The 17,189-nt window shown below is 68.4% G+C and carries 14 protein-coding genes; 7 read left to right on the top strand and 7 right to left on the bottom strand.

Annotation, left to right across the window (positions count from 1 at the left end):
* Positions 1-51: 51 nt before the first annotated feature.
* The 5 genes from ACZ7D7_RS06285 to ACZ7D7_RS06265 form a co-directional block, all read right to left on the bottom strand.
* Positions 52-1,503, bottom strand: a complete 1,452-nt coding sequence (locus tag ACZ7D7_RS06285; protein ID WP_470822789.1) for a S28 family serine protease — start codon at positions 1,501-1,503, stop codon at positions 52-54.
* 123 nt (positions 1,504-1,626) lie between these two features.
* Complete coding sequence (locus tag ACZ7D7_RS06280) at positions 1,627-1,977, bottom strand: hypothetical protein (protein ID WP_470823191.1); 351 nt, start codon at positions 1,975-1,977, stop codon at positions 1,627-1,629.
* A gap of 147 nt (positions 1,978-2,124) precedes the next feature.
* Complete coding sequence (locus ACZ7D7_RS06275; RefSeq protein WP_470822788.1) at positions 2,125-5,847, bottom strand: ABC transporter ATP-binding protein; 3,723 nt, start codon at positions 5,845-5,847, stop codon at positions 2,125-2,127.
* A 60-nt stretch (positions 5,848-5,907) separates the two neighbouring features.
* Complete coding sequence (locus ACZ7D7_RS06270; protein WP_470822787.1) at positions 5,908-6,285, bottom strand: hypothetical protein; 378 nt, start codon at positions 6,283-6,285, stop codon at positions 5,908-5,910.
* A complete protein-coding gene (locus ACZ7D7_RS06265; RefSeq protein WP_470822786.1) occupies positions 6,282-6,428 on the bottom strand; it encodes a hypothetical protein in 147 nt (48 codons plus the stop codon). Before ACZ7D7_RS06265 ends, ACZ7D7_RS06270 begins: the two co-directional genes overlap by 4 nt.
* 119 nt (positions 6,429-6,547) lie before the next feature.
* On the opposite strand from ACZ7D7_RS06265, the gene ACZ7D7_RS06260 reads away from it, so the two are divergent.
* From ACZ7D7_RS06260 to ACZ7D7_RS06245, 4 genes are all read left to right on the top strand, one after another.
* Entirely contained in the window at positions 6,548-7,342 is a 795-nt protein-coding gene (locus ACZ7D7_RS06260) for a helix-turn-helix domain-containing protein (RefSeq protein ID WP_470822785.1), read from the top strand.
* Positions 7,335-7,556, top strand: coding sequence for a DUF397 domain-containing protein (locus ACZ7D7_RS06255; RefSeq protein ID WP_470822784.1), 222 nt, complete (start codon positions 7,335-7,337; stop codon positions 7,554-7,556). The genes ACZ7D7_RS06260 and ACZ7D7_RS06255 overlap by 8 nt, the downstream gene beginning before the upstream one ends.
* Before the next feature lie 17 nt (positions 7,557-7,573).
* Complete coding sequence (locus ACZ7D7_RS06250) at positions 7,574-8,263, top strand: hypothetical protein (RefSeq protein WP_470822783.1); 690 nt, start codon at positions 7,574-7,576, stop codon at positions 8,261-8,263.
* Positions 8,264-8,575: 312 nt separating this feature from the next.
* Complete coding sequence (locus ACZ7D7_RS06245; protein WP_470822782.1) at positions 8,576-9,382, top strand: endonuclease I family protein; 807 nt, start codon at positions 8,576-8,578, stop codon at positions 9,380-9,382.
* Between the two features lie 86 nt (positions 9,383-9,468).
* Here the strand turns inward: ACZ7D7_RS06245 and ACZ7D7_RS06240 are convergent, their stop codons facing one another.
* Both ACZ7D7_RS06240 and ACZ7D7_RS06235 read right to left on the bottom strand, forming a co-directional pair.
* Positions 9,469-11,211, bottom strand: coding sequence for a stealth family protein (locus ACZ7D7_RS06240; RefSeq protein WP_470822781.1), 1,743 nt, complete (start codon positions 11,209-11,211; stop codon positions 9,469-9,471).
* Positions 11,212-11,263: 52 nt separating this feature from the next.
* Positions 11,264-12,145: an alpha/beta hydrolase gene (locus ACZ7D7_RS06235; protein ID WP_470822780.1), complete on the bottom strand. Its 882-nt coding sequence runs from the start codon at positions 12,143-12,145 to the stop codon at positions 11,264-11,266.
* Here ACZ7D7_RS06235 and ACZ7D7_RS06230 point away from each other — a divergent pair.
* From ACZ7D7_RS06230 to ACZ7D7_RS06220, 3 genes are all read left to right on the top strand, one after another.
* Positions 12,139-12,444: a transposase gene (locus ACZ7D7_RS06230; protein WP_470822779.1), complete on the top strand. Its 306-nt coding sequence runs from the start codon at positions 12,139-12,141 to the stop codon at positions 12,442-12,444. The genes ACZ7D7_RS06235 and ACZ7D7_RS06230 overlap by 7 nt on opposite strands.
* The gene (locus ACZ7D7_RS06225) at positions 12,441-13,325 is read left to right on the top strand and encodes an IS3 family transposase (protein ID WP_470822778.1); all 885 of its coding nucleotides are present in this window, start codon (positions 12,441-12,443) and stop codon (positions 13,323-13,325) included. The genes ACZ7D7_RS06230 and ACZ7D7_RS06225 overlap by 4 nt, the downstream gene beginning before the upstream one ends.
* 141 nt (positions 13,326-13,466) lie before the next feature.
* Entirely contained in the window at positions 13,467-17,138 is a 3,672-nt protein-coding gene (locus ACZ7D7_RS06220; protein WP_470822777.1) for a LamG-like jellyroll fold domain-containing protein, read from the top strand.
* Positions 17,139-17,189 lie beyond the last annotated feature (51 nt).

Genomic DNA, 17,189 nt, shown 5'->3' with positions numbered 1-17,189 from the left:
AAACGCCTGGTGCGCACGGCCCTTCCCGTGCCGGCCGAAGGCCGCTGACGGCTACGGCCGCAGCGTGGCCTCCCGGCGCAGGTCCCGCTTGTCGAGCTTGGCGTCGAACTTCGCCAGCGGCTTCGCCGCCGCCGGGTCGGCCTGGACCGCGGGGGACGCGACCCCGGCCCACTCCAGAATGCGCGCCGTGGCGAACGCCTTCTCCTCGGCGACGAGTCCGGCGACGTTCGCGCCGTGGTTCATGCCGGGCGCGGTGAACACGTACGAGTCGCGCGCCCCGGAGCCCAGGCGGAACGGCTCGGCTCCCCACGGGTCGTTCTCGCCGTAGACGAACAGCATGTGGCGGGCGTTCTGGCGCACCCAGTTGTCCACGTCGCGCATCGCCGACGGCTGGAACGTCATCGGGATGTCGCGCGGCACGAAGTTCCGCGGCGGCTGGTAGCCGTAGCGGACGTAGCCGTCCTCGATGTGCGGGAACCGGATGGTCGGCGCGCCGAGTTGGGTGCCGGCCTGGTAGTAGTACGGCGTGTACGGGCTCAGGCCCTGGTCCGTGTAGAAGGAGAAGCCGGAGATCGTGTCGACCGAGGTCCAGATCTCGTCGTCGGTGGCGTTCTTCGCGTCGGCCGGGATGTCCGCGCAGTCCTTCAGGGTGCTGTACTGCCAGAAGCCCCACACGTAGTCCAGGACGACCGCCTCGTAGGCGCGGTCCAGGCTGCCGATGGTGTTGAAGGTGTAGCCGCTCTCGGCGGCGAGCGCCTCGTACTTCTTCTTCAGCGGCTCGCGGCGCACCAGGGCCTCGCGCTGCACGGCGTTCAGCCGGTCGCGGCACTCCTTGGTGCCGACACGGGCGAAGAACCGGTCGTAGGCCGAGTCCTCGTTGTTGACGATGTCGTTGGGGGCGACGTACGCGACGACGCCGTCCATGTCGCGCGGGTAGAAACGCTCGTAGTAGGTGGCGGTCATGCCGCCCTTGGAGCCGCCCGTCGAGATCCAGTTCTCGTCGTAGATGGGCTTGAGCGCCTTGAAGATGCGGTGCTGGTCGCTGGCGGCCTGCCAGATGTCCAGCTTGGACCAGTCGGCCGGGTCGGGCCGGGACGGGTTGAAGAAGCGGTACTCCATGGAGACCTGGTTGCCGTCCACGATCTGCGTGGGCTCACGGCGACCGGGGTTCGTGGAGACGTTGTAGCCGCCGGTGTAGAAGACCGTGGGGCGCGAGACGTCCTTGTGCAGCACGGTGATGCGCTGCTGGAAGGTGCCCTTGGCCGGGTTCCGGTGGTCGACCGGCTGCGTGTAGTTGAGGACGAAGAAGCGGTAACCGGTGTACGGCTTCTCCTCGATGAGGCTCATGCCCGGTATGGACAGCAGCCTGTCCTTGATGTCGGCCGTTTCGGTGGTGCTGGTGACCCCGGTGGCTTCCGGCTCCGCGGCGGTGGCCGCCGTCGCCGTGCCCACTGTGCCGATGACCACGGTGAGCGCCACCAGCGATCTGAGCGCCTTGCGCATGCACCCTCCCTCGTGAGAACAGATGTGCGCCGGAAGCTATCCGAGCTTCACCCGTCCGCACCAGGGGAGATCGCGAATTGCCCACGAGAAACCTGTGCTTCGGCAGAGGATCCGAGGATCCGCTCAGCAGAGGATCCAGCCCGAACTGACCGAGCCGCTCCCCACCCGGCCCTTCACCCACACGCAGCGCTGACCGGCGTGCACGGTCACCGGGCCCGCCCGGTAGGCGAACCGGCCCTCGTCCACGACGGGGCGTCCGCCGCGCGCCTGCACGCTGACCATCATCTTCCGCCGCGTACCGGGCTTTTCGGGCAGGGTCACGGCGCAGACGTATCCGCCCCGCTTGTAGACGACCACCGAGCCCGTGGAGAACGGCAGCGTGCGGACCTTGCGGCCCGAGCAGTTCGCGGCGGCCGCCTGCGCCTCGCCGGGCGCGGCCACCGCGAGCAGTCCGCCCGCGGTCAGCACCGCCATGCCCAGGGCGAGCCGCCCGCGTATCGTTCCGCCCGCGCCCCTGGTGTCCGTCCGACTGCCCACTGTGGCCCCTCCCGCACTGTCACCACCGCGACTTGGCGTACGGGTGTACGGACGCGGGGCGTGTGTCGGATGGTTGCACGGCCGTCAGCGGGACGCGGCGACGGGCTCCCCCGGCTCGGACTGTCCGACGAACGTGCGCCACAGTTCGGCGTAGCGTCCGCCGCGCGCCAGCAGTTCCTCGTGGGTGCCGTCCTCGGCGACCCGGCCGTGGTCCATGACGACGACGCGGTCGGCGCGGGCGGCCGTGGTGAGCCGGTGCGCGACGACGAGTGTCGTGCGGCGGCCCGCTATGCGGTCGGTGGCCTGGTTGACCTGGGCCTCGGTGGCCAGGTCGAGCGCGGCCGTCGCCTCGTCGAGGAGCAGGACGTCCGGGTCGACGAGTTCGGCGCGGGCCAGCGCGATCAACTGCCGTTGCCCGGCGGACAGGTTGCGTCCGCGCTCGGCGACCTCGTGGAGGTAGCCGCCCTCCAGGGTGGCGATCATCTCGTGGGCGCCGACCGCGCGGGCCGCCGCCTCCACCTCGGCGTCGGTGGCGTCGGGCCGGCCGTAGGCGATGGCGTCGCGGACGGTGCCCTGGAAGAGGTACGCCTCCTGCGGGACGACGCCGAGCCGGTGCCGGTAGCCGGTGAGGTCGAGGTCGCGCAGGTCGGTGCCGTCGACGGTGACCCGCCCGCCCGTCGGGTCGTAGAACCGGGCCACCAGCTTCACCAGCGTCGACTTGCCGGCGCCGGTCTCGCCGACGAAGGCGACGGTCTGCCCGGCGGGGATGCGCAGGTCGATCCCGGTCAGCGCCTCTTCGTCGTCCCCGTACTGGAAGTGCACGTCCTCGAAGGCGATGTCGCCGCGCAGGGAGGGCACGTCGAGGGGTTTCTCGGGGGCCTTGGTGGAGGTGGGCTCGCGCAGCAGTTCCTGGATGCGGCCGAGGGAGACGGTGGCCTGCTGGTAGCCGTCGAAGACCTGAGAGAGCTGCTGCACGGGCGCGAAGAACAGGTCGATGTAGAGCAGGTAGGCGACGAGCGCGCCGGTGGTGAGCGTGCCGTCGTCGATGCGCATGCCGCCGACGACCAGTACGGCGGCAGCGGCGGCGGACGACAGGAACTGCACGAACGGGAAGTAGACCGAGATCAGCCACTGGCCGCGGATGCGGGCGAGCCGGTAGCTGTCGCTGCGCTCCGCGAACCGCGCGCCGCCGTCCCGCTCGCGCCGGAACGCCTGCACGATGCGCAGCCCGGACACCGACTCCTGGAGGTCGGCGTTGACAGAGGAGACCCGCTCACGGGCCAGTTCGTACGCCTTGACGCTCGCGCGGCGGAAGAAGAACGTGGCGATGATCAGCGGCGGCAGCGTGGCGAACACGACCAGCGCGAGCTGCACGTCGATCACGAGCAGCGCGACCATGATGCCGAAGAAGGTGACGACGGAGACGAAGGCCGTGACCAGGCCCGTCTGGAGGAACGTCGACAGCGCGTCGACATCGGTCGTCATCCGGGTCATGATCCGGCCGGTCAGCTCGCGCTCGTAGTAGTCGAGCCCGAGGCGCTGGAGCTGGGCGAAGATCTTCAGGCGCAGCGCGTACAGGACGCGTTCGCCGGTGCGGCCGGTCATGCGGATCTCGCCGGTCTGCGCGGCCCACTGCACGGTGACCGCGAGGAGGGCCAGCAGCGACGCCGACCAGACCGCGCCGAGCGCGAGCTGCGAGACGCCCTCGTCGATGCCGTGCCGGATCATGACCGGCAGCAGCAGGCCCATGCCGGCGTCGGCGGCGACCAGCGCGAGGCTGATCAGCAGGGGCAGCCCGAAGCCGCGCAGCAGGCGGCGCAGGCCGTACGACTCCTCGGGCCGGACGGCGCGGTCCTCGTCGACGTCCGGGACGTCGTCGGCGGGCGGCAGCGCGGCCACCTGGGCGAGGAGTTCCGGGGAGGCCGGGGAGCCCTCCATCGCCAGGTCACGGGGTTCGCGCTCCCCCGCCCACAGCCGGGGCGTGATGCCGCGCTCGGCGTCGAACTCCGCGTCCAGCTCGTCCCGTACGGAGGTTTCCTCGCGCGGTTCGGCCGCCGGCGGCACGTGGCCCGGGGAGACGCCGCCGAGCTCGTCGGGGTCGGTCAGCAGCCGCCGGTAGAGCGCGCACCGCTCCTGGAGCTCGTCGTGGGTGCCGATGTCGGCGAGCCGGCCGCCGTCGAGGACCGCGATGCGGTCGGCGAGGTTGAGGGTGGAGCGGCGGTGCGCGATGAGCAGGGTCGTACGGCCCCGCATGACGTGCTGGAGCGCCTCGTGGATCTCGTGCTCGACGCGGGCGTCCACGGCGGACGTGGCGTCGTCCAGGACGAGCAGGCGCGGGTCGCTGAGGATGGCGCGGGCGAGCGCGATGCGCTGGCGCTGGCCGCCGGAGAGGGTCAGGCCGTGCTCGCCGACGGTCGTGTCGTAGCCGTCGGGCAGCTCGGCGATGAACCGGTCGGCCTGGGCGGCGCGCGCGGCGGCCTCGATCTGCTCGTCGGTGGCGTCGGGGCGGCCGTACGCGATGTTGCTGCGGACGGTGTCGGAGAACAGGAACGAGTCCTCCGGCACGAGCCCGATCGCGGCCCGCAGCGACTCGGTGGTCAGCTCCCGCACATCGTGCCCGCCGACCAGGACGGCACCGCGCGTGACGTCGTAGAACCGCGGCAGGAGCAGGGAGACGGTGGACTTCCCGGAGCCGGAGGAGCCGACGACGGCGAGGGTCTCGCCGGGCCGGATGGTGAAGGACAGCCCGTCGAGGACGGGCCGGTCGTCGGTGTACCCGAACGACACGTCGTCGAACTCGACGGTGGCGGGCGCGTCGGCGGGCAGTTCCTTCGTCCCGTCGGTGAGGAACGGCTCGGTGTCGATCAGCTCCAGCACGCGCTCGGTGCCGGCGCGGGCCTGCTGCCCGACGGTGAGCACCATGGCCAGCATCCGGACGGGCCCGACGAGCTGCGCGAGGTACGTGGAGAAGGCGACGAACGTGCCGAGCGTGATGTCGCCGCGCACGGCGAGCCACCCACCGAGGGCGAGCATGGCGACCTGCCCGAGGGCGGGCACGGCCTGGAGCGCCGGGGTGTATCGACTGTTCAACCGAATGGTCCGCAACCGCCCGGCGAACAGCCTGCGCCCGACCGCCCGCAGCTTCGCGGTCTCCTGGTCCTCCTGCCCGAAGCCCTTCACCACGCGGACGCCGCTGACGGCCCCGTCGACCACGCCGGCGACGGCGGCGGCCTGCGCCTGGGCGTACCAGGTCGCGGGATGGAGCCGGGTGCGGCTGCGCTTGGCGATGACCCAGATGGCGGGCGCGACGGCGAGCGCGACGAGGGTGAGCGGCAGGGACAGCCAGGCCATGACGGCGAGGGAGATCAGGAAGAGCATGAAGTTCCCGATGGTCATCGGGAGCATGAACAGCAGGCTCTGGATCAGCTGGAGGTCGCTGGTGGCCCGCCCGACGACCTGCCCGGTGGACAGCTCGTCCTGCCGCCGCCCGTCGAGCCGCGTGATCGTCCCGTACATCTCCGTGCGCAGGTCGTGCTGCACGTCGAGGGCGAGGCGTCCGCCGTAGTAGCGCCGGACGTAGGTGAGGACGTACACGACGAGGGCGGCGCCGATGAGGGCGCCGGCCCAGGGCGCCATGCGCCGGCTGTGGTCGCCGATCACGTCATCGATGATCACCTTGGTGATCAACGGCACGAGGGCCATCACGGCCATCCCGCCGAGGGAGGACCCGAGGGCCAGCACGACGTCCATGCGATGACGCCAGGCGTACCCGGCCAGTCGTCGTGCCCATCCCCGTTGCGGTGTCACGCGGTGCCCTCCGTGGCGTGTGGTGGTCCGGTCGTCCTGATCGTCCGGAAGGCTGCAACGTCATCGGGGGGCGATTTCATCCCGGGCGGGTGGCGGGGCGGGGTCGAGGTGGTCCTCGTCCTGGTCGTACGGGGGCGTGTCTTCGTCATACGGGGGTGGCGGGAGGCGGTCGCCGCGGCTCTCGGCGATGCGGTGCACGTCGCGGAGGGCCTCGGTGAGGCGGGTGGCGAGGTAGCGGAGCTGGTGGGCGGTGGCGCCGGGCTCGTCGAGCAGGTCGCGGGCATGGTCGAGCAGCTCGCCGGCCATGCCGAGCTGCACGCACTCGACGGTGTCGGCGACGCGGGAGAGGTACCCGGTTCCGTCGCCGACGAGGTAGCAGGGCTTGCCGCCGGTCCCGGCCCACGGCAGGAGCCGGGCGGGCCCGTCCCCGGCGATCACGAGGTCACCTCGAAGAGGACGGCGCCGACGGCCCGCCGGTGCCGGCCGGCTCGCGGGGCGGCGGCCGGGCGACGGCGACGCCCGGTCGCCGGAAGCAGCACCCGCAGCAGCGGTTCGAGAAGGCGGGCGAAACGGTGACTCATGGCGCGACTCCCTCGGGGACGTGGCGTTGTGTAGCGATCCGCACACAGCGTGAGACGACGCGGGCTAGGCTCGCCAGGGGGTCTGGCGTGACCAGGCATTTGTCACAAGGGAGTTGGCCATGGGCACCACGTACGGTGACTGGCTCAAGCAGCAGCGCGAGACGGCGGGACTGACCCAGCAGCAACTGGCGGACATGGCGGTGATGACGCGCTCGCACATCGCCCACATCGAGGCGGGCCGCCGCATCCCGTCGAAGGAGGACGCGAGACGGCTGGACGGGGCGCTGAACACGGGGGATGTGCTGAGCAGCTTTCTGCCGACCGAGGACGTGGCCGTCGCGGACTACTTCGAGTCCGCCCGCCTGCTCGAACAACAGGCGGTGATGATCCGCGAGTTCGCGCTCTCATTCGTACCGGGCATCCTCCAGACGGAGCGCTACGCGCGTGCGGTCCTGAGCACGTCGTTCCCTCCGGTGAGTGAAGAGGAATGTGACAGGCTCGTTGTCACACGCCTGGAGCGGGCGAAGATCCTTGACGATCCGGTGACGCCGGTGGTGTGGGCGCTGCTGGACGAGGCGGTACTGCGACGAGTCGTCGGCGGACCCGAGATCATGGCGGAGCAGATCATGCACATGGTCCGCCTGGCGGAGAAGGGGCGAGTACGCCTGCACGTGCTGCCGTTCGAACTGGGCGTGCATCCCCTTATGCAAAGCATGTTGACGCTCATGAAGTTCGAGGACCAGCCGCCGGTGGCGTACGGCGAAGGGCTGCACATGGGCAAGATCCATGACGCACCCGCCACAGTGGACCGACTTGAGGGCATCTACGATCTGGCGCTAGGCGACGCGATGCCGCTGAAGGAGTCCCTTGCCCTGATGAGGGCGACGGCGAAGGGCTACGGACACCGTGACTGAATCCACCATCCACGACAGTGCCGCGCTGACGGGTTGGCGCAAGTCTTCCTACAGCGGAAACGAGGGCGGCAGCTGCCTCGAAGTCATAGACGGACACGCGGTCGGCATCCCGGTCCGCGACTCGAAGGCCCCGCAGGGCCCGGCGCTGCTGTTCTCGACGGAGGGCTGGTCACGGTTCGTCACGGCGGTGAAGGGCGGGACGCTGCGCGGCTGAGCAGTGAACGGGAATCGTTGACGCCCCCGAACCGCGATGTGAAGATCAGGCCACTGCACACCACGGGGGCTGGGGGGATCAGGTTGGCCGACGAGCACAGGCCCAGACCCGCGTGGTCGGCCACGATCGCCGGCGCACTTCTCCTCATCGGCGTCGCACTCGCCGCCCTCCTGCTGCCCGGCGAGTTGGAGAAACAGCAGGCCTACGACACGGCGCCCAGGTGCCCCACCGCGGAGCCCGCACCGGGCTGCCGGTCACAGACGCCGGTCACGCTCACTGACAAGGAGCGCCGGGAGGGCAAGGGCCGCCCCCACTACATGCTGTTCTCTCGCGACGGCGGGCCGTCGCAGTGGGTGAAGATGGGCGGCGGGAGCCACCCGGTCTACGACGCCGCCCGGCCCGGCGACACGGTCACGGCCACCTACTGGGACGGCCGGATAGTCGAGGTCGCTTTTCAGGGCCAACGGGAGATCTCCGCACAGGAACCGAGCCGCAATTTCGAGGGGTTTCTCTTCCTGACCTCGCTCCTGTTCGTGACCGGGGGCTTCGCGGCGTTCGTCGCCTCCCGGCACTTCAGGGGCAGGACGCTCCTGAAACCGGACACCAAACCCCTGGCAGCGATAGGCCTCGGCGTGGGCGGGCTCATCGGCGGCCTCCTCGCCACGGCCCTCGTCACCGCCGCCCTGAACGCCGCACTCACCCGTTGAAGCCAATCGGAGTGAGGTGGTCACGCCCTTACAGGGGCGCGAAGAAGGGCCCGCCGGGCGCGAAGTGACGGGAACAGACTGTCATGTCCTCACCTCGGCCTCCGAAAGCCGACGTCGGCAGTCATGGCGCCGCACCCTACCCAGCCGTCGGCGCGGCAACTCCCGACGCGGAACCGCTCACCGCTCCCCCGTCGCTCCAACTTGCGCCTTACCGACACACGTTCGACACGCCTCCTTCACCCCACGGCATACATGTCCATGTCACTCTCGCGGTTGGCCGCTCCATCAACCCGCGTAGATCGGACTCCCCACATGCCCGTGACACCCATACGCCGCCGCTGGAAGACGCTCGCTCTCGCCACGTCGGCCGTGCTCGTCGGCCTCACCGTGCCCGCCCTGACCGCCTCGCCGGCAGGCGCGGCGACCTCCCCGTACGACAGCACGTACTACGCCCCCGCGATCGGCAAGACGGGCAGCGCGCTGAAGACCGCGCTGCACGGGATCATCGACAACCAGACCAAGATCTCGTACGACGCGGTCTGGAACGCGCTGAAGGTCACCGACCAGGACCCGAACAACACCAACAACGTCAAGCTGCTCTACTCGGGCATCTCGCGCAGCAAGTCGCTCAACGGCGGCGACCAGGGCGACTGGAACCGCGAGCACGTGTGGGCGAAGTCGCACGGCGACTTCGGTACGGCCACCGGTCCGGGCACGGACCTGCACCACCTGCGCCCCGAGGACGTCCAGGTCAACAGCATCCGCGGCAACAAGGACTTCGACAACGGCGGCAGCAGCTTCACCAACTCCGGCGGCAGCCTGACCGACTCGAACTCCTTCGAGCCCCGCGACGCCGTCAAGGGCGACGTCGCCCGCATGATCCTCTACATGGCCGTCCGCTACGAGGGCGACGACAGCTGGCCCGACCTGGAGCCCAACGACTCGGTGACCAACGGCACTTCGCCGCTGCACGGCCGCCTGTCGGTGCTGAAGCAGTGGAACGTCGAGGACCCGCCGGACGCCTTCGAGCAGCGCCGCAACCAGGTCATCTACGACCAGTTCCAGCACAACCGCAACCCGTTCATCGACCACCCGGAGTGGGTCGAGTCGATCTGGTAGACCCGGCCACCGCGCCACTCCCCTTTCGGCCCCGGCACGCCATCCGCGCGCGCCGGGGCCATTGCGTCCGATCCCCGTCAGGGAACTCAGCGCTCGTACCGGCTCGGGAACGGGAACTGCTCCTCCAGGAACGCGCGGACGGCTTCGGCGACGCGCTCCTGGTCGGCGGGGGCCGTGTTCACGTCGTTCAGGCAGACGAAGTCGTACGTGTGGCTGCCCGCCAGCTCCTCCAGAGCGGCCGACGCGTACGGCTTGGCAATGTCGACGTAGCGCAGGTTGTACTTGCCGGGTACGGCACGGCCCGTCAGATACGCGTAGTGGTGGTGCAGGGAGGCGGCCATCGCTATGTCCGTGGTGTCCCGAAACCGGGAGCGACTGGTCCGTTCCACGTCGTCGGCGAAGCGTGCCTCCAACTCCTCCATAACCGACCGCAGTTGCGGGTGCGGGGTGTGCTTGAACTTGTTGACCGTGAACCGGCCGTGGCTCTTCGCGAGCAGGTCACGCACGTTCTTGCCCGCCGAGTTGGGCGCCGGCTCGTCGGGATGGGGCGCCGCCAGGCCGAGCTGGAACGACGAAAAGGGGAGCTTCGCTATGCCGTTGCCGTGGAAAAAGTGCTCCGCGGTGACGGGGCGCGTCAGGAAGACGTCGTCGTTGAGATACAGGTAGTGCTCCGACAGGCCGGGTATGTGGTGCAACTGAGTTTCGATGGCGTGGGAGTTGAAGACCGGGAGCGCGGACAGGTCGGTGAAGATCTCCTTGTGGTCGACGACCTGGACGCCAGCGGCACCGGTGTCCAGCCAGGTCGGTGTCTGACCGTCCGTGACGATGTAGACGGTCCGCACGAACGGGGCGTACATCTCCAGAGACCGCAGCGAATACTTGAGTTCGTCCCGGTTGGTGTATCGGGAGGCGCCCGTCTCACGACTGTTGATGCGCTCGGTGCTGCCGCCCCGGTACGCGTCCCGGCGGGCGCGCAGTTCGGGGTCGGAGCCGTCGACCCAGGTGTAGACGACATCGACGGGGAAGTCGACGATGTCGATGCGCGGCTGCAGGAAGTCGGCGAACGTGGGGTACGCCCGGCCGGCGACGGTGCGGCTGGCGGGCACCTGGGCCTCGGCGGGAAGGGTGTCACTCACGGCGTTGAGGCGAGGCGCCACCAAGGCGTCGGACAGTACGGCGGGGGGCGCCTGGGTGCGCAGGGCGTCGATACGTTCCTGCCCGAATTCGGCGTCCTCGAGCAGTTGTTGGCCCTCACGCCAGAACTCGACGTCGCAGCCGTAGGACAGATCGGCGAGGATCCGTCCGGTGGGGCTCAGGAGGATTTCACCGAAGCGGATGGAGTCCTGGCGCTTCACAGCTGTCGGCAGGGCTCCGTCCGCGTACAGGACGGCGTCGACGGGCATCGGGTCCTTGCCCGTCTTCATCGCGTACAGGGCGCTGCGGCCGTGGCGGGCGCGCAGGGCCTCGAGCACCCGCTTGCGGTCGGCCAGGCGTACGCCCACGACGTATCGCGTGCGTGAGCGACCCGGCACGAGGAAGTAGTCGACACCGGCGTCTTCGAGAGCGTCGGCCACCAGAGCGAGGTTGTGCGCCGAGGCGTCGGCCGAGGTGAATTGCCTTACTTGGCGCCCGAAGTAGGTCCGGCCTTGAACCGTCAGGGCACGCAGGTCGGTATCCGAGTCCAGCAGGCGCCTCCGCCGCGCCTCGATCTTCTCCCGACGCTTGCGCTCAGCGGCTTCCGCCTCGGCCTCCGCGCGGCGGCGAGCGCGGTCCGCGCGGACGCCGGCAGGCAGCAGACGCTCTCCAAGTGCCTTGAGTGGTGACGGCATGACTGGTTCTACCTGGGCTTTCTGTAGTGACGGTGATGCGCGAGCGGCGGACTCAGACGTGGGCCGCGATCCAGGCGAGGACTTTCTCCGGCATGCCGGGAATGTCGAGCAGTCCTCCACCATGTGCGCTGCTGCCCGCGACATGCTCGACGGTGACTCCGTCGGCGGGCATGTCGTGGTCGACTTCTTCCGCAGCCTCGAGATCCAGGGCGTGCTCAACGGGAATGAAGTCGCCTTCGGAGTGAATCAGGTACATGGGAGCGTCGTTGGCGCCGGACGCACGGTTCTTGACGACCATGTCCTTCCACGTGCCCCAGCAGCTGGGGTGGAGGGTGGCGTCCGTGTCGGTGGGGTCGGGGAAGCAGCGCGCGAGAATCGTGGCGTTGCCCCTGACCTTGCGCTCCTTGGCCGTGCTGTCCTCGTGATTGCCGTCGTTCCATGCTCGGTAGGGCGAGGCGACGGGGGAGAGTCCTACGACACCCTTGACCCGATCCCCGCCGGAACCGTAGGTGGCGACAGCGGTGGCGATCTGGCCACCTGCCGACGACCCCAGGAGCACGATCCGATTCGGGTCGAGATCGAACTTCGATGCGTTCGCCTTGATCCAGCTGATGGCTGAAATCGCATCAGTGCGCTGCGCGGGCCAGGGCGCGTCGAAGTTCAGGCGGTAGTCGACGGAAAAGACGGCATAACCCTTGTCGGCGAAGGTGCGGGACCATGTGGCCCAGCCGGAATCCGCGTACCAGTAGCCGCCGTGCAGGATGACAATGCCGGGCTGGCTGGAATTCGACGCATTCCAGTAGGCATCGATCTTCTGCCGCGCATGCGAGCCGTACGAATATGTGGATTCGCTGCGCTCTGGAGTGACCCCCGAGATTCCGACACCTGGACGCTGGATGTTTCGCCATCCAGGGGAAGTGATCCAAGGTGGCAAAGCGGAAGAACTATCCCGAAGAGTTCAAGCGGGACGCGGTGGACCTGGTGCGGTCCTCGAAGGACCGCACCCTCACCGACATCGCCCGGAGTCTGGGCATCCATCTGGAGACGCTGCGGAACTGGGTCCGCGAGGACAAAGCCCGCACCCAGGACCCGGACGGCGGGGGTGACGCCGGCATGACCCCCGACGAGAAGGAAGAACTCAAACGCCTGCGGCGGGAGAACGCCCGGCTCAAGGAGGACAACGAGATCCTCCGGAAAGCCGCCGCTTATTTCGCGCGGGAGACGACACGGTGATCCGCTTCCGTTTCGTCGACGAGCACCGGCACGCCCACGGCGTGAAGCGGATGTGCGACATCCTGGGCTGGGACCGGTCCGGTTACTACACCTGGCACAAGAACAAGGAGGCACGCGAAGAGAAAGCCGGTGCCGAGGAAGAGCTCGCACACAGCATCCGGGAGATCCATACCGATTCCAGGGGTGCCTACGGTGCCCTGCGGATCACCCGTGAACTACGCCGCCGCGGGCACGTCGTGAACCGCAAACGGGTCGCACGGATCATGCGGGAGAGACAGATCGCCGGGATAACGCGACGGAAATCGCGGTCCCTGACGAAACAGGACCGCACGGCTCCACCCGCACCGGATCTCATCCTGCGCGACTTCACCGCGCCGCTGCCGGGCCTCAAGCTCGTCGGCGACATCACCTGCATGCCGACCGCCGAGGGATGGCTGTACCTGGCGACGGTGATCGACCTGTGCACGCGCGAGGTCGTGGGCTGGTCGATGGCCGACCACATGCGGACACAGCTCGTCGAGGACGCCATCCGAATGGCCCATACCGGCGGGCACACGGCCGGCAACGCAATCTTCCATTCGGACCGCGGATCGCAATACACGTCTCGTCAATTCCGGGACACATTGGTCGAGTTGGACATCAGGCAGAGCGTCGGCCGAACCGGGTCGTGCTTCGACAATGCCGCCGCGGAGAGCTTCTTCGCCGTCCTCAAAGCCGAGATCGGCACGACGGTCTGGGAGACGAAGGCGCAGGCCCGGCAGGACGTTTTCCGGTGGATCGCGGAACATTACAACCGGGAGCGGATCCACTCGACCATCGGCTACATCACCCCGTACGAGGCGAGAACCCGCTACCGGCAACGACTCGGCCTCGCGGCATAAAACGGAAGTGTCGGGCCCCGAGGGGTCACTTCAGACCGACATCACCGGTTCGACCACCACAGGCACCACGACGTACAAGCCGGGCACGAACGGAATCCCCGACGCCGGCACCTCCTTCGGCGTGGTCGGGTGAGCAACGGAATGGCCAGAAAGCAGCGCACCACAATGAACCGCCGCACCCCCGAGTCTCGAGGCACGCGCCGGACCGTTCTGATCGCCGCCACACTCACCGCCGTGCTGGCCACCAGCCTCGGCGTGGTCCCCACCGTGAGCCAGCCGCGACCGGCTTCCGCCGCGGAGAAGGAGTCTCCGACTGCTCTGGGAGCCTCCGACGCACAGGCAAAGGCGGCCAGGAGCGGCGATCCGGTCGAGATCCTGACGCTGCGAAATGAGCGCAGCACCACAGTGGCCAACCCGGATGGCACCTTCACAACCACGGAATACGTCCAGCCTGTCCGGACTCGCAAGGACGGCAAGTGGACAAGTATCGACACCACACTGGTCAGGCAGGGAAACGGCACGTACGCACCCGAAGCTGCCCTGGCCACCCTGGCGTTCTCGGGTGGAGGTGACAGTACCTTCGCCGAGATCGAGAAGGACGGCCGTTCGCTGGCCCTGAATTGGCCGGGCAAGCTGCCCAAGCCGAGGATCGACGGCTCGACGGCCACGTACCGCAACGTTCTCGATGATGTGGACCTCAAGGTCACGGCGTCGGCCGAGGGCTTTTCCCACGTGTTGGTCGTCAAGAACGCCGAGGCAGCCGCCAACCCTGCTCTCGCCGAGCTCGAACTGCCGGTTGACACTCGGTCCATCAAGCTCAAGGAGACCGAGGACGGCGGCCTGTTGGCCGAGGACAACGGCAGTGGCGGGACCGTCTTCGAGGCTCCGCAGCCGATGATGTGGGATTCCAGCCACACCACCGCTCCGCCCGAGGGCCCGGCCCAGCCGTCGCCGACGACGACATCAGCGACGGCAAACGTCGTGGCCGAGGACGCGGTTGCCCCGCCCGAGGGGGCGCAGGTGTCCGACGTCGAAGTCGACACGACAGCGGACAAGGTGACGCTCAGGCCGGACGCCGCCCTGCTCAACGGCAAGGACACGGTCTACCCGGTCTACATCGATCCGGTGTACAAGACGTCGAACCGGACCGCCTGGGCCATGGTCTCCTCCTACTACTCGTCCTCATCGTTCTGGAAGTTCGACGAGGACGAGGGCGTGGGCCGCTGTCCGGCGAACGTCTCCTACCGCTGCACCAGCAGCAGCGACGTCAAGCGGCAGTTCTTCGCCATCCCGACAGCCACGTTCGAGGACAAGGACATCGTCGCGGCGGAGTTCGCCGTCACGATGGTCCACACGTACTCCGACTCGGCACGCTCGGTACAGCTCGGACGGGTCAACTCGACGGGCGCCAGCGCCATCAGCTCTTCGACCAGCTGGAACAATCAGCCGTCACTGAAGGACGCGATCACCACCCAGTCGCCGACCAACCCGGCCGGCTCCTGCACCTCCACCAACCAGAACGTCCGCTTCAACGTGAAGAGCACGGTGCAGCAGGCCGCAAACAGCGGTTGGGACACCACGACGTTCCGCCTCAGGGCGGGCGACGAGGGGGACTACTCGTACTGGAAGCGGTTCTGCGGGAACGCCCATCTCGAGGTCACCTACAACAGGCCGCCGCTCCAGCCGGCCATGGATGACTTGAAGATGACGCCCGGCGGCAGCTGCGAGTACGGCCACGCCACCGAGCACTACGTCAGCGAGGCACCCAAGCTGACGGCCTTCATCGAGGACTACGACCACGGTGACACCGGCAGCAACTCGGAGAGCCTCCGAGCCGAGTTCGACGTCTTCTGGACTGTCGGAAGTACGACTTACCACCGCTACTCGACCACGGCGCCGAAGAGCACCTTCGACTCGTCGAAGAGCGGCCAGACCGGTGGAGCGTCCTTCTCCTACACGGTGGGGACAAACCTGGCGGCCGACCCGGACGACGCCTCCTACACGATTCCACCGAACGTCCCCATAGGCTGGGCGGTCCGTGGCTTCGACGGCACGTCATGGGGGCCTTGGAGCCTTGAGGGCACGAGCACGCGATGCGAGTTCATCTTCGACGCGACCGCGCCGAAGGCTCCGTGGATCACGTCGGTCGAGTACCCGAACGACGACACGTGGCACGTCGGTGTTGGCGACTACGGGAGCTTCACGTTCGACTCGCCGTCAAGGGATGCATCACGTTACGAATACCGCTTTACGGGCGGTGATTGGAAGTCAGTAGCACCAGCCACCCTCGGCGGGCCGGCCACGGTGCGCTGGATGCCGCCGGACGAGGGCCCTATGTATGTGGAGGCCAGATCCGTCGACCCCGCCGGCAACGGCGAAGATTCGCCGACCTCGTACGTGTTCCTCGTCAGCGACGGACGCGCACCAGCAGCAGGCTGGACTCTGGGCGATGCACAAGGATCGACAACCGCCGTCGGCATGAGCGGCGCGCCCGCCGCCAGTCCCGGCTCTGGCGTGACCTTCGGTGCGGAAGGCCCTCTGGGGCCGGCCGACACCGCCGCTGTTCTCGACGGCTCTGAGGTCGCCTACCTGGACGCCGGAGCATCCGCGGTCGACACCAGCAGAACATTTTCGGTGAGCGCCTGGGTGAACCTGACGGCACGACCGACCGACGACATGACCATCGTCAGCCAGGACGGTACGGCCGAGCCCGGTTTTGACCTTGGATACGACGTCGACACCCAGTCGTGGGTCTTCCGCACCCCCATCTCCGACATGGAGACCATGGGCACCTGGAAGGTGTCCGGAGCAACCGCAGTGCCGGGCAGCTGGACCCATCTGATCGGCGTGTATGACGAATTCACCGGAAAGCTGAGTCTGTTCGTCAACGGCGATCTCATCGAGACGGACGTCCAGCCACGCCGAACCGTCTGGAACGCAACAGGGCCGCTCCAGATCGGACGCCGGATCAGCCTCGACGGCTACACCAACCACTTCCAGGGCAGCATCGCCGACGTCAAGATCTACGACCGAGTGGTTCCCGAGGCCGAGGGATCACAAATCGGCGGGATCTCGGCCAGGCAGCTTGCGTACTGGGAGGCTGACAGCGCCGCCGCGGGCGTTTCGCCGGAGAACGCGGGCGGTACGGGACTCATCCTCGGCGGTGGGGCCGGCATCTACCTGCCCGACGACTCCTGCGACCCCGCGGTCGACCCGGACTGCATGCCTCCGGCCGAGCCGCTGTGGGGCGATGGGCACCTCGAGTTGAACGGCACCAGCGCCTACGCGACCCGTGGGGCAGGTCTGCTGGCCAAGGAGGACAGCTTCACCGTGTCCGGGCGGGCCCGTCTCGCCACGGCCGGATCAACCAAGGACCAGACCGTGCTGTCACTGTCCGGCACCAACGGCAGTGCGGCCACCATGAAATACCTGGCCTCGGCCAACCGCTGGGCACTGACGGTCACAGACAAGGACGGCAGTACGGCTGTGTCCTCCTCGGCGACCGCAGCCGGAGTGCTGCCCAGCAGCGAAGGCGATGGTGATCATCTCGCTCTGGTCTACTCAGCGGTCTTCGGCGACATCCTGCTCTACGTCAACGGGACCCTCGCGGCCCAGGCGCCGTGGGACAACACCTGGGACTTCACGACCACGAAGCTCCAGGTGGGCAGGACCCTCACCGGGTCCACAGGTTCCGGCTTCCTCGCCGGCGCGGTCGACGAACTGCGTGTGTACCGCGGAGCACTGGACGCCAGCGTGGTCGAACAGGTAGCCGTGCTCGCCGCCGGGTCGAGCATCGAGGAGACCGTCACCTGATGAGCTGACCACGGCAGGCACTCCGCTCCAGACAAACTCCCGGACGCGGGG

The sequence above is a fragment of the Streptomyces sp. NPDC037054 genome (assembly GCF_055606745.1).
This window is presented reverse-complemented; position numbering and strand designations above follow the sequence as displayed.